Origin of the sequence: Salegentibacter maritimus (genome assembly GCF_016236915.1) — a bacterium.
In the GTDB taxonomy this organism is placed as follows: Bacteria; Bacteroidota; Bacteroidia; order Flavobacteriales; family Flavobacteriaceae; genus Salegentibacter; species Salegentibacter maritimus.
Map to the genome: position 1 here is coordinate 97,245 of NZ_JAEHOK010000010.1, position 13,855 is coordinate 111,099.

Sequence of the window (13,855 nt, forward strand, 5' to 3'; positions counted from 1 at the left end):
TAGAGTAAATACCTGCTTCTTGCCAGAAGTTGCTTTTGGCTATCTCCGTTGGGAAGTAGTTTTGGCAGGAAGGCTTTACCGGGGGTGGTCTTTGCCTGCTTTATCTGCTCATTCTCCTGGTCAATGGCTTCCCATCGGTATTTTATGCGAAGTTCTTGCAATGCTTCTATGGCAAGTTTTTGAACGTGGAACCTATCAGTTACCTGTATAGCTTTAGGGAAACAAACTTTTGCAATATGCTTCATCGAGTGCGCCATATCAAGGGTTATCTCCTTAACTTTGTTGCGGATGGATGATGGGAGTTTAAGAAGCCTATCAATGATTGGCTCTGCCCGTGTTCCTTTGAAGATGCTTACCAAAGCTCCTTTCTTACCCTTAGCCTCTTTATTGGTGATTATGGTATAGAGTTCTCCCTGAGATAAGGCAGTCTCATCAATAGAGAGAAAAGCTCCAATGTTTTGAGGATATAAGAGCCATTTCCCGGCGTGAGATTTTTGTTCCCAGTGTTGAAATTGACTTAGGTGGTTTTTATACTGGCGTTGAAGTTTCTTACCTGAAATTCCGAAGAACCCTCCTATCTGATGACTGCTAAGAGCTGTATTATCGGTTGTCTTCTTTAAAAAAATCAGCGAACTCTTTTGAAAAACGAGTACCCTGTGCAATAAAATCTCCCCAACTCCGGTTTACTTTGATCCACTTCTGATCTACTAAAACATCCCAACGTCTTCGCTTCAGGCTTAAGCTTACCAGATTATCTCTGATTGGATAATCATCAATTATGCGAGGTTCCATAAAGCCACTAGCTTTGTATTGGTGGTTTTTATAGGCTTCCGGGATTTCCTTTCTCTCTTCCAAATAAATGGTCAGTCGATTAACGTACAGTGGATCTTTAATGGCCTTTTTATCAAATCCAACAATATCAAAATACGTTAATAAACCTTCAGGAAGGATTAAGCTTAGCAGGGATAGGTCAGTCTCTTTATTCACTGGATAATATTTATCTACAAAGAAAACTATTTTTCACTCTAGACCCAACTTTTGAGATTGATCCTTAAAAACTCAAAAACCCAGAAAATGTTCTTGATCCTTATTTCGACTTGAAAAATTATTTGCTTAAAAAAGCAAAAACCCAGAAAATGGTCTTGATCCTTGATCTCTCCATGGGGACCTTTTTTTAACAGTCTAAAATTAAAAAAGCCCGAAAACACAAAGTGTATCGGGCTTTTAAGGTGGTGCCTCCAGGAATCGAACCAGGGACACAAGGATTTTCAGTCCTTTGCTCTACCAACTGAGCTAAGGCACCAGTTGCTTGTTGTAAGCGGGTGCAAATATATATCCATTTTTATAATCTCACAAAGGAAATTTTAAAAAAATGCTTTTGTAATTTAGCCAATTCAATCAAATGCCTATGAATTTAATTATTGATGTAGGGAATTCCTATATAAAAGTTGCTGTTTTTCAGGAGTCTAAACTTCTTAGGTCTTATGTGTGCGTCGCTGAAAATTTTTTTAAAAAAATTCAAGAAATAAAAAAAGATTATCCTCAAATAAGCTTTTCTATGCTATCTTCGGTTGTAAAGGACACTTCAGCTTTTGAGAAAATTCTTAAGGAAGAATCCAATCTGTATGTTTTAAGTGAAAACACAAAACTCCCATTTAAAAATAATTATGGGTCGCCTCAAACTTTAGGGAAAGATAGATTGGCATTGGTGGCCGCCGCTTCATTAAACTTTCAATACAAGAATGTTTTGATAATAGATGCGGGTACCTGTATAACTTTCGATTTTAAAAATGCTGCAAATGAATATCTTGGAGGTGCTATTTCTCCCGGTTTGCAAATGCGTTTAAAGGCATTGCAACATTTTACTTCTAAACTTCCGCTGGTAAGCTTAGATGAAAAGGCTCCTTTAATTGGCAATTCTACGCAAAACAGTATTTTATCGGGGGTGTTGAACGGTGTGAGCGCAGAATTGGATGGAATTATTGATCGCTATAAAGCTGATTATAAATATTTAACAGTTATTTTAACAGGTGGGGATACGCAAATTTTGTCAAAGCGGGTAAAAAATAGCATATTTGCCAACCCGAATTTTCTTTTTGAGGGTTTAAACTACATTTTAGAATTTAACAAAACTCAATGATTAAACGATTTATAGTAATCGTAGCTGTTTTTTTTACAGTGGTTGCTTCAGCGCAGGAGAATGTATCATCGCCCTATTCTTATTACGGGATTGGCCTTACAACTTTTAAAGGAACCGTAGAGAACAGATCTATGGGTGGCTTAAGTGTGTTTTCAGATAGTATTCATCTAAACCTTAGAAATCCCGCTGGTTATGGGAGGTTAAGAAGAACAACCTATGCGGTAGGGGGTTCTCATGAAAGGGTAAACTTAAGCTCGGCTACGGCCGAAGATAATGCAAAGGTTACTTCTTTAGATTACCTGGCCATTGGGGTGCCCGTGGGAGGAAATCTCGGTTTTGGTATTGGTGTGTTGCCATATACCTCGGTTGGATATCAAATTTTAGATATTAGGGAGTCTGTAGCCAGTAGGCTGGAAGGTCGTGGCGGAATGAATAAAGTTTTTCTTTCAGCTGGTTATCAAATTATTCCTTCCTTGAGTATTGGGGTTGATGCGCAATACAACTTTGGAAACCTCCAAAATCAAAGAACCCTGGTACGTAACGAAGTGCAATTAGGTTCCCGTGATGTAAGTAGGACAGACTTATTAGGCTTTAACTATAATTTTGGTGCCGATTTTCAGCAAAAATTTAAAAACGGACTTAAGTTACATGCAGCGGCTTCTTATTCTCCCAGAACTACTATAGATGCAGAAAACTCAAGACGATTGGCAACTATAGCTTTCTCAGGAAACGGAGGTGAAACAGTGGTGGAAGAGCGCAATATAGATGTTGCAGATTCTGAACTTAGCTTACCAGCAAAATATACCATAGGTCTTGGTCTTGGAAGGCCTAATAAATGGTTTTTTGGTGGGGAATATGTGAGTACAGACGATAATTCCTTTTTAAGTGTGAATGGAGCAGGGGGCACTAACGCAAATTTTGCAAATGCTGCCCAATATAAATTTGGTGGGTATTTTATTCCACAGTATGATTCTTTTACCAATTATTTTAAGCGCATTGTTTATCGCGCTGGGTTTAGGTATGAAGAGACAGGTTTAAATCTCAATAATCAGGATATTAATGAGTTTGGCATTACTTTTGGAGTTGGACTACCTGTAGGGCCGGGAAATTCTAATATAAACCTTGGATTGGAGTATGGACAGCGCGGTACCACAGATTCAGGTTTAATTCAGGAAGATTACTTTAGGCTTTCAGTAGGGCTTTCCCTAACTGCAGCTAGAAAATGGTTCGAAAGAAGAAAATTTAATTAACCACGATAATAAAACAAGAACATGAAAGCGAGATTTATAGCATTAATTACAGGGGCTGTTTTAGGCTCAAGTGTTTTAAGCGCACAGTCTAATGATTGTGCAACAATGGCTGCTTTGGCGTATGATGATGCTAAGGCTAAAAATTATGATGCTGCTTACGAACCCTTAATGAAAGTTAGGGAAGAGTGTCCAAAATATAGTTTAGCTACTTTCCAATATGGAGAGCGTGCTCTTAATTATAAAATTGAAAATGCCGAAGGTGCAGAAAAGGAGCAATATATAAAAGAACTTATTGGTTTATGGGAAGAGCGTTTAGAATTGTTTCCGAGTAAAACTTCTAAAGGAAAAATCTATGCTGATATTGCTCAGTTGAAGTTTGATCATAAAATAGGAAATACAGAAGAATTGTATAATGCTTTTGATAAGGCATATACCGAAGATAGAGATAACTTTACCAGCCCAAAAGGTCTTTATGCTTATTTCCAGTTAATGGTAGATATGCAAGATGCCGGGGAAAGAGAACTTCAGGATGTTTTTGATAATTACGATAAAGTAATGGCGAAAATTGAAGAAGAAGAAAATAAGGCAGCTAAAAACCTGGCACCGCTTATTGAAAAGCAGGATGCAGGCGATGAGCTTACTTCTAAGGAGAAAAAACAGATTAAATATGCTGAAATTAACCTGAAAAACTATAACATGGTTAAAGGTGCTTTGAATGCTAAGCTTGGTGCCAGAGCAGATTGCGATAACCTAATCCCGCTTTATAAGAAAGATTTTGAAGAGAAAAAGTCTGATGTAGATTGGTTGCAGAATGCAAACGCAAGGTTGTCTGCTAAGGATTGTACAGAAGATCCATTGTTCTTCCAGGTTTCTGAAGCATTGCACCAATTAAAGCCTTCTGCAAATTCTGCATACTCTTTAGGGCAGTTAGCTGAAGCCGATGGTGATAGAGCTAAAGCTTTGGAGTATTATAATGAAGCAGCAGAATTAGAAGAAGATCCAAGCGATCAGGCTAGAATTTACTATAGAATTGCATCTAACTATAAAGAAAGAGGTAGCTTCTCTCAAGCTAGAAACTTTTTTAGAAAGGCAATTAGCGCTAAACCATCTTTAGGAAGAGCATACTTGCAAATTGCTAATATGATTGCGCAAAGTGCCAATAATTGTGGTGAAACAGCATTTGATAAAAGAGCTGTATACTGGTTAGCGGCCGATTACGCTGCAAGGGCTGCAAGAGTAGATCCATCTATCGCTTCTAATGCAAATCAAACAGCAACTGCTTATAGAGGTAGGGCTCCGCAAAAAGCCGATGTTTTTCAGCAGGGTAGAAGTGCCGGTGAAGCTATAAAAATTGGATGTTGGATAGGGGAAACTGTACGTATCCCGCAAATGTAATATGAGTATAACATACAAGGAAATAATAACAGGCATTGTCACGCTAATAGGCGTGACAATGCTTTTTTCATGTCAGGGTAATTTAAATGAAATTAGAGCCCTGGATATAGAGGGTGATGCTCCGCAAGCCATTGCCGAGGGAATTAATCTAAAATATACCGATTCCGGTAGGATGGTGGCTAATTTAAAAAGCCCTAAAATGATGGATTTTAATAATAAAGAGTTTCCGTACCGTGAGTTTCCCGACGGATTGGAATTGGAAATTTACGATGAAAATAATGAGAAAAGCACGGTTACCTCAGATTACGGGATAATTTACGATGGTACCAATCTCATAGATTTACAGGGAAATGTGGTGGTTTTTACCGCCGATAGCATGCGGCTTGAAGCTTCACAATTATATTGGGATCAAAATATAAACTGGATTTTTACCGATAAACCTAATACCATAAAATTTCCTAATGGAGCGCTTAACGAAGGTGAAGGTTTTGATGCTAATCAAAATTTCGGTAATTTTCGATCGCGAACCAATGTAGGGGTTCAAATAATAAAAGACGATAAACCCGATGAGTAAATATTTTAAATATTTTGAATACGCTTACTTATTTATAGCTGCTTTTTTTCTTTTTGAAAGTTTTAGAATTTGGGATACAGAGCGCAGTAGGGCCTATTTATTTATCTTTTTTGTGGTAATATCTATCTTTATGTTTTTCTTTAAAAGACGATTTAGGCGCAAGATTGAAGAGCGTAATAAGCAGGAATAATGGAAGCTGAAATTCTTATAATTATTCTTTCCCTAATTTTGTCTGCTTTCTTTTCCGGGATGGAGATTGCTTATATTTCTTCCAATAAAATTTATATTGAAATTGAAAAGCGCCAAAATGATTTTTTGGCAACTATTCTTAAAAGGTTAACAAGAAAGCCTTCAAAATTTATAGCTACCATGTTGGTGGGGAATAATATTGCCCTGGTGGTTTATGGCTTTTTTATGGGAGACTTATTAATGAATTGGCTTCAGGGGCTTCAGCCTTTAAACAGTGCCTTTTTAGAATATTTGGTGGTCGATTTAAGTTTATTTACACAAACCGTGATCTCTACACTGGTTATTTTACTTACTGCTGAATTTCTTCCGAAGGTGTTTTTTCAAATTTACGCAAATTCTATGCTTAAATTTTTTGCCATTCCTGCGTATATCTTTTACATACTTTTTAGTTTCGTTTCTTCTTTTGTAATATGGGTTTCCGACGTTATTTTAAAAAGATTTTTTAAAACCGAAGGAGATGAGGTGCAATTAGCTTTTAGTAAGGTTGAATTAGGTAACTTTATCAATGAGCAGATGGAGACGGTAGAAGATGATGAAGAAGTGGATTCTGAAATTCAAATTTTTCAAAATGCCCTGCAATTTTCCGATATTAAAGCCAGGGAGGTGATGGTGCCCAGAACCGAAATTGTAGCTGTAGATCAACACCTGGCGCCTAAAGACCTTGTGGAAACTTTTACCGAAACAGGGCTTTCTAAACTTTTAATTTACAACGAGACCATAGACGATGTAATTGGCTATGTGCATTCTTTTGAGCTTTTTAAAAAACCCGAATCTATAAAGTCTATACTTTTGCCGGTAGTTTTTGTACCGGAAACAATGTGGGTAAAAGATGTTTTAAACAATCTTACCAAAAAGCGAAAAAGTATTGCGGTTGTAATAGATGAATATGGGGGTACCAGCGGAATGATTACGGTAGAGGATATTGTGGAAGAGCTTTTTGGAGAAATTGAAGACGAACATGATGCCGCCGTACTTACCGAAGAGGAATTGGGAGAAGGGCATTATAAATTTTCGGCAAGATTAGAGGTAGATTACCTTAATGAGAACTATAAGCTGAATATTCCTGAAGGGGAGAATTACGAAACCCTTGGGGGATATATTGTAAACCATACCGAAGAAATTCCCCGACAAGATGAAGAATTACAGATAGATAATTTTTCATTTAAAATATTGGAAGTTTCCAATACCAAAATAGAATTAATAGAATTAAAAATAAAGTCGGCAGATTAAATAAGGATTAGTTAGTATTTTGCTAATTATAAGTTTTATAATTAGGTTAAAAACATTATTTTCGCCCACTATATTTTGATAAATAACAACTACAAATGGCAGTATTAAATAAAATCAGACAGCGTTCTGTTTTCTTGATCATCATTATTGCATTGGCACTTTTCTCTTTTGTGCTTGCCGATGTAATACGTAACGGAGGCTTTTCTTCGCAAAAAGACCAAAACACCATAGCAACCATAAATGGTGAAGAGGTGAGTAGGGAAGATTTTGCCCGGCAGGTAGAAGGTTTTCAACGCCAAATGGGGGCAAATGTAAGTACCAGCCAGGCTGTAAACCAGGTTTGGGAACAAACCCTTCGTGAAACTATTCTTAAAGAAGAGCTTGAAAAGCTTGGCATTAGAGCTGGTAAAGCTCAAATTAGAGAGGTGATGCGTACACAGATGGGAAGTAATCCTGCCTTTAGAAATGAAGCTGGTATGTTTGATGAAAACCGGGTGCGTGAATATATTGCAAGCTTAAGGTCTACACAGCCGGAGGCATACCAACAATGGCTACAAATGGAAGAAAATATGGGCGATATTGCTCGTCAAAATATGTATTTCTCAATGGTAACTGCCGGGATTGGTGCAACTATTGTTGAAGCTGAACAAGCTTACCGTTTTCAAAATAATACGGTAGATCTTCGTTTTGTTCAATTACCGTATTCTTCTATTTCAGATGATGAAGTAGAGGTGAGTAAAGATGAAATTAGAGCTTATATTAAAGATCATGCTGCACAGTTTGAAACCGAAGCTTCCAGAAATATCAGATATGTTTATTTTGAAGAAACAGCTTCAGATGAAGATGTAAAAGAAACAGAAGAAGCTTTAAATGCATTGTTGGAAAACCGTGTAGAATATAATGCAGTAACCAGCAGCAATGATACTTTAGCTGGATTTAATTCAACAACCGATTATGAAGATTTTGTAGAGGCAAATTCAGACCTTCCTTACGATAATAGGTTTAAATTCAAAAACGAACTGCCTTCAGAATTTGCTGATGAGCTTTTCAATTTAAATGAAGGTGAAACTTTTGGGCCATACCAACACGAAGGTTATTTTAAGCTTTCTAAATTGGTAGAAACCAAGCAGGTTCCAGATTCTATAAAAGCAAGTCATATTCTTGTGGCTTACCAGGGGCAACAATTTGCACCAGATGTAACCAGAAGCAAAGAAGAAGCTGAAGCATTGGCCGATAGCCTTGCTAATGTAATTAAAGGAAATAAAGATAAATTTGCTGAATTAGCAGTCGAATTTTCTTCAGACCGTTCTAACAATCAGGATGGCGGTGACCTTGGGTATTTTGGCCCTGGAGATATGGTGTCTGAGTTTGACACTTATGTTTTAAACAATAATAAAGGAGATGTAGGTGTTGTAGAAACCGATTTTGGTTACCACGTGATCCATATCGCAGAGCAGAGCCAAAGAGAAAAAGCAGTAAAAATTGCTACTATTGCCAGAGAATTAGAGGCATCAGAACGTTCCAGAAACAACCTTTTTAATGAAACCACTAAGTTTGAGATCGCGGCAGGAGAAGGTGATTTTGCTGAAGTTGCCAAAGAAGGGGACTACGATGTTAGAACTGTTAATAACGTAAAAGCTTTAGATGAAAATATCCCTGGAGTTGGACAACAAAGAAGAATTGTTCAGTGGGCTTTTGAAGACGAAGCTAACGTTGGCGATATAAAGCGTTTTGATATTCCTTCAGGTTATGTTGTGGCGCAATTAACAGCTAAGAATAAGAAAGGTTTGATGACTGCAGAAAACGCATCATCTAAAGTGCTCCCAATTCTTACAAAAGAAAAGAAAGCCGAAATTCTTAAAAGTAAAATCAATAGCGAAAACCTGGAAGAAATCGCTTCCAATAACAATACTATGGTGCAAACTGCAAATGCGGTTAGCCTTGGCAGCCCAACATTACCCGGTGCCGGAAGAGAGCCAGAAGTAGTAGGGTCGGTATTCGCTTTGGAGGCTGGCAGTTTAAGTAAGCCAATTGCAGGTAATAATGGCGTGTATGTAGTAGAGCTTGAAAGTAAAAATGAAGCTCCGGCAATGAATTCTTATAGCGGAATTGCCCAACAGGAAACTGCACAAAGAAGACAGAATGCTTCACAAAGGCTTTTCGAAGCGCTTCGTGAAAAAGCAGAAATTGAAGATAATCGTGCAAGATTCTACTAGTAGAATAAGCTTTTAAATATACAGCCCCGGTAAAATTTTACCGGGGCTTTTTTATGCAGTTTTTTTAAGCAAATTTAAAATCTGAAATAAGCCTGCCTGAACGGCTTGGCAGGTTTAGCTTGTTAGTTTAAGATTTTTTTAATTCCTACATCATCCTTACTTTATTTTAGAGCCTGTCTCAAAAAAATCCTGGTACTCTTTAAGAGCCATTTTTAAAGAACCATGTCTTCAAAAGCAAAAATTGTTTTAAATCCTTTATTATTAAAATATTCGAAAACCGCTTCTTCCTGGCCGGTAACCATCACAAAGTCTCCACCCCAGCCACCAAGGCTTTTTATAGCTCCGGGGAAGTCGGGAAAACGTTCTTGCTTTATTTTTTGGGTTTGTAGTGCTTGCGACAATAAAGTCTCGTGAATATTGATTAGAAGCTCAAATTCGGTGAGGTTGTTGCACTTGGTGAATTGCTCGGTTAAGGAAGAGATTTTTTCGGTTAGTCCGCTTTTATTTTCTTTAGGTAATGCTTTGTAGTGCGCAATAGCATCACGGCTGTTTTTCTTCTCGTTCAAATAAACGAAAAAGATGTTTTTTGAAAAATTCGGATAAAAATTGGCTTTTAAAACCGAGGGCTTATCGTTTGTAAGTTGATAAGTAATAGATTGCTTATTTTGTGCTGCTGCAATGTCGTAACCACTGCCTCCAAAAGTATTTTTAAGCAATTTAAAGGCATCAATTTCAAACCAATTCGCAATATTGTTAATTAGTGTTGAAGAAGTTCCCAGGCCCCAATTTCTGTTGAAATTTAAACGGGTATTAACTTTAATTCCGCTTTTTTCGGTAGAAAATAATTTTGGGTTTAGTTTGTGCGCTTCGTTCAGGATTTCTACAAGTCTCGCCGAAACTTCCTGTTCTCCTTTAATACAATGAAATTTATTCTTGATAAACTCAAACTCTCCTTGAAACCATAATTTCCCCTGTTCATCAAAACTATTCCATGCTAAATTTCTGCCTTCAGCAGGTTCAATTTCCAGCGATTGCCCAAATTTTGTGGGTATTGCGAGGGCTTTAGCTCCATCTAAAACAGCATATTCTCCGGTAATTAAAAGTTTGCCCTGGCTATAAAATTCTTTCATTACGAATTTCTTAGTTTTTTTAACTCTTCCACGGCACTGCTGTGCGTAACCGTATGTTTGGTGAAATGTTTCGTAAGGATTTTCTTTTCATCTTCAGTGGCACCGTGCTGATTTAAAATATTCATTAAATGCATTTTCATATGTCCCTGCTGAATCCCGGTTGTTGTTAGAGAATTAATAGCGGCGAAATTTTGAGCCAGTCCGGCAACTGCCACTACCTTCATCAATTCTTTGGCGCTGGGTTTTTGCAAAATATCCAGGGCTAATTTAACCAGTGGGTGCAGACTCGTTAAGCCGCCTACGGTACCCAGGGCCAGGGGAACTTCAATCCAGAATTTGAAAATTCCGTTTTCAAGGCTGGCGTGGGTTAAGCTGGAGTATTTTCCATTTCTGGAGGCATAAGCATGAACCCCCGATTCTACTGCCCTAAAATCATTTCCGGTAGCCAGTACAACCGCATCAATACCGTTCATAATCCCTTTATTATGGGTTACGGCGCGATAGGGTTCTACTTCAGCGATATTTATTGCTTGTATAAATTTCTTCGCAAAATCTTCAGCATTAATATCTTTATTTTCGTCCAGTTTCTCTATCGGGCAGGATACTTCAGCTCTTACTAAGCACTCTGGTACATAATTAGAAAGAATACTCATAATGATTTCTATATCTTTTTCTTCGGAAGAAAAATCGGTATAATTCTTAGCTTGATCCCGAAAGACTTCTGCGAATTTTTCGAGGCAGGAATTTATAAAATTTGCGCCCATGGAGTCTTTGGTTTCAAACTCGCAGTGTAGCTGATAGTAATTTGGTATTTCCGCAGTTTTGTCTTTTAAATTTATAGCTAAAACCCCGCCACCACGTTTTTCCATATTGCGGGTAATAGGCTTAGCAGCTTCTAGCAGTTTGGGTTTTACACTTTCAAAAAAGGATTCCAGTTTTTTTTTGTTTCCGAAGAAATTAAAATGTACCTGACCAATCTTTTTTGTATCGATTACTTCGGCTTTAAATCCGCCGCGACTACCCCAAAACTTAGCAGCTTTACTTGCTGCTGCTATTACCGAGCTTTCTTCAATCGCCATAGGAATTGCCAATAAATCTCCATTAATTAGGAAGTTTGGGGCCAGTCCAAAAGGCAGGTAAAAATTTGATAAGGTATTTTCGGTAAACTCGTCGTGCAATTGTTGTAAACTGGAATCTTCGTTCCAGTATTGCCTAAGTACAGCCACGTCTTCCGGGCTATTTTTAAGATAGGTTTCGGCAAGCCAGTCTATTTTTTCTTTTTTGCTAAGCCTGGAAAATCCACTGATAGGTTTTATCATTTTTGAAGCTAATTTAGAGGAAACAAAGATACAATTGTTATTTAAGTGAATATGCCTTTCCTATTTTAGAAAAATGAAACTATTTACAGTTAACAGATTCTTAGTATTTAACAGTGAAATACTACGCTTTTTGCTGAAATTTTAGTAAACTTGGCATTTAAAATTCATTCTATAAATTTTATGAAGTTCTCAAAAATTTTAGTAGGGTTGTTAATAGCAGCAACCTCAACTATTTACGCTCAGAATAAAGAGGTTAGCCTCGAAGAAATCTATAACGGAACCTTTAGACAGGAGCGTTTACAATCCCTTCAATCTTTAAATAACGGCAAAGAATATGTGGTTTTGAACCGCGACCGAAATGCCAACAGTAGTAGCATAGATGTATATTCTTATAAAAGTGGAGAAAAGCTTAGAAGCCTTTTAAATAGTGCCAATCTTAATGAGATCTCAGGTTTTCAGGGTTTTGTTCTTAGTGAAGAGGAAGATAAGATTTTACTTTCTACCAATGTAGAGCAAATCTACAGGCGTTCTTCCCGTGGAATTTATTATATCTATGATGTAGAAGATAAAACGCTTACCAAATTAAGCGATAATAAAGTTCAGGAGCCTACTTTTTCTCCAGATGCCTCTAAAGTGGCCTATGTTTTTGAAAACAATATATATATCTACGATATAGCTTCAGGGAAAGAAACACAGGTAACTACCGATGGCGAAATAAATAAAATAATTAATGGGGTGACCGATTGGGTTTATGAAGAGGAATTTGCCTTTGTAAGGGCTTTCGACTGGAATAAAACAGGTACTCATTTGGCTTATTTGAAATTTGATGAATCTAAAGTTCCGGAGTTTTCCATGGATATGTATGGGCAGGATCTGTATCCTTCTCAGCACGTTTTTAAATATCCTAAAGCCGGAGAAACAAATTCTGAAGTTTCGCTTTATACTTATGAGTTGGCTGCTAACGAAAGTGAAAAAGTTGAACTTGGAGATTATGAAGATTTTTATATCCCAAGAATTAAATGGACACAGGATCCTGAGATTTTAAGTGTGCAGGTGTTAAACAGGCATCAAAACGATTTGGACCTTGTTTTTGTTGATGCTGAAGATAATGAAGCTGAAGTTGTGATGAACGAAACCGATGAGGCATATATAGATATCACCAATAATCTTACTTTTCTTGAAGACAATAGTTTTATTTGGACCAGCGAAAAAGATGGTTGGAACCATATTTACCTTTATGATGAAGATGGGGAGTTAGAGAACCAGGTCACCAAAGGAAATTGGGAAGTAACCAATTATTACGGTTATGATAAAGATTCAAAAAAGATTTTCTATCAAAGTACAGAAAACGGAAGCGTAAATCGAGACGTGTATTCTATAAAAATTAACGGGAGAAGCAAAACCCGTTTAACCGGGAAAGAAGGTGTGAACAGCGCCGATTTTAGTGCAGACTATACTTATTTTATAAATTCTTATACCAGTACCGAAACACCTTATGAATTCACCTTGCATTATGCTAAAAACGGTAAGTTGGTAAGAAAGATTAAGGATAATTCGGCTTTACTGGAAACAGAAAAAGCTTATAATTTTTCTCCAAAAGAATTGAGCACTATTGAAGTGAATGGGAATGAGCTTAACATGTGGATGATTAAGCCAACTAATTTTGATGAAAATAAAGAATATCCATTATTAATGTTTCAATATTCTGGTCCTGGGTCGCAGTCGGTTTCTAACTCTTATTTTGGAACAAACGATTATTGGTATCAGCTTCTTGCTAACGAAGGTTATATTATAGCCGCTGTAGATGGACGTGGTACAGGTTATAAAGGAGCTGCTTTTAAAAAGGTAACTCAAAACGAACTTGGGAAATACGAGGTAGAAGACCAGATTGCTGCAGCAAAAAAGTTTGCTGAACTAGATTATATAGATGAAGACAGAATAGGGATATGGGGATGGAGCTATGGAGGATTTATGTCTTCTAATGCTATTCTTAAAGGAAATGACACTTTTTCTATGGCTATAGCAGTAGCGCCGGTAATTAGCTGGAGATTTTACGATACCATCTATACCGAAAGATATATGACCACGCCTCAGGAAAACCCCTCAGGTTATGATGAAAATTCACCAATTAATCATGTTGAAAAATTAAAAGGAGACTATCTTTTAATTCATGGGGGTGGAGATGATAACGTACATGTGCAAAATACCATGAGAATGGTTGAAGCTTTAGTACAGGCCAATAAGCAATTTGACTGGGCTATTTATCCAGACAGAAATCACGGTATTTATGGAGGTAATACAAGATTACACCTCTATACATTAATGACCAATTTTATAAAAGAAAAACTATAA

The 13,855-nt window shown here is 37.1% G+C and carries 12 protein-coding genes and 1 tRNA gene; 8 read left to right on the forward strand and 5 right to left on the reverse strand.

What is annotated here, in order from left to right; translation table 11 throughout:
- From I6U49_RS09200 to I6U49_RS09210, 3 genes are all read right to left on the reverse strand, one after another.
- Positions 1-662 (reverse strand): ISAon1 family transposase (locus I6U49_RS09200; protein WP_232804684.1); only part of this gene is annotated, 662 nt, incomplete at its 3' end.
- Positions 601-987, reverse strand: coding sequence for an ISAon1 family transposase N-terminal region protein (locus I6U49_RS09205; protein WP_198628445.1), 387 nt, complete (start codon positions 985-987; stop codon positions 601-603). The genes I6U49_RS09200 and I6U49_RS09205, both read right to left, overlap by 62 nt.
- A 243-nt stretch (positions 988-1,230) precedes the next feature.
- Positions 1,231-1,303 (reverse strand) — tRNA-Phe (locus I6U49_RS09210).
- A 105-nt stretch (positions 1,304-1,408) separates the two neighbouring features.
- On the opposite strand from I6U49_RS09210, the gene I6U49_RS09215 reads away from it, so the two are divergent.
- The 7 genes from I6U49_RS09215 (at position 1,409) to I6U49_RS09245 (ending at position 9,054) form a co-directional block, all read left to right on the forward strand.
- Positions 1,409-2,140 (forward strand): type III pantothenate kinase, encoded by a 732-nt coding sequence (locus tag I6U49_RS09215; RefSeq protein WP_198628446.1) that lies wholly within the window; start codon positions 1,409-1,411, stop codon positions 2,138-2,140.
- Positions 2,137-3,390 carry a hypothetical protein gene (locus I6U49_RS09220; protein WP_198628447.1) on the forward strand — a complete coding sequence of 418 codons (1,254 nt, stop codon included), beginning with the start codon at positions 2,137-2,139 and terminating at the stop codon, positions 3,388-3,390. Before I6U49_RS09215 ends, I6U49_RS09220 begins: the two co-directional genes overlap by 4 nt.
- A 21-nt stretch (positions 3,391-3,411) precedes the next feature.
- Positions 3,412-4,785, forward strand: a complete 1,374-nt coding sequence (locus I6U49_RS09225) for a tetratricopeptide repeat protein (RefSeq protein WP_198628448.1) — start codon at positions 3,412-3,414, stop codon at positions 4,783-4,785.
- 1 nt (position 4,786) lies between these two features.
- Positions 4,787-5,359, forward strand: a complete 573-nt coding sequence (gene lptC / locus I6U49_RS09230) for an LPS export ABC transporter periplasmic protein LptC (RefSeq protein WP_193711298.1) — start codon at positions 4,787-4,789, stop codon at positions 5,357-5,359.
- On the forward strand, positions 5,352-5,549 hold the full coding sequence (locus I6U49_RS09235; protein ID WP_193711297.1) for a hypothetical protein: 198 nt from the start codon (positions 5,352-5,354) through the stop codon (positions 5,547-5,549). The genes lptC and I6U49_RS09235 overlap by 8 nt, the downstream gene beginning before the upstream one ends.
- Positions 5,549-6,838, forward strand: coding sequence for a hemolysin family protein (locus I6U49_RS09240; RefSeq protein WP_198628449.1), 1,290 nt, complete (start codon positions 5,549-5,551; stop codon positions 6,836-6,838). Before I6U49_RS09235 ends, I6U49_RS09240 begins: the two co-directional genes overlap by 1 nt.
- 95 nt (positions 6,839-6,933) lie before the next feature.
- Positions 6,934-9,054 (forward strand): peptidylprolyl isomerase, encoded by a 2,121-nt coding sequence (locus I6U49_RS09245; RefSeq protein WP_198628450.1) that lies wholly within the window; start codon positions 6,934-6,936, stop codon positions 9,052-9,054.
- A 212-nt stretch (positions 9,055-9,266) separates the two neighbouring features.
- On the opposite strand, the gene I6U49_RS09250 is transcribed toward I6U49_RS09245, so the two are convergent.
- Together I6U49_RS09250 and I6U49_RS09255 are read right to left on the reverse strand one after the other, a co-directional pair.
- The gene (locus I6U49_RS09250) at positions 9,267-10,184 is read right to left on the reverse strand and encodes a GYDIA family GHMP kinase (protein WP_198628451.1); all 918 of its coding nucleotides are present in this window, start codon (positions 10,182-10,184) and stop codon (positions 9,267-9,269) included.
- Positions 10,184-11,533, reverse strand: a complete 1,350-nt coding sequence (locus I6U49_RS09255) for a hydroxymethylglutaryl-CoA reductase, degradative (protein WP_317191858.1) — start codon at positions 11,531-11,533, stop codon at positions 10,184-10,186. Before I6U49_RS09255 ends, I6U49_RS09250 begins: the two co-directional genes overlap by 1 nt.
- A 150-nt stretch (positions 11,534-11,683) precedes the next feature.
- Here I6U49_RS09255 and I6U49_RS09260 point away from each other — a divergent pair, with 150 nt between their 5' ends.
- Positions 11,684-13,855, forward strand: coding sequence for a S9 family peptidase (locus I6U49_RS09260; protein WP_198628453.1), 2,172 nt, complete (start codon positions 11,684-11,686; stop codon positions 13,853-13,855).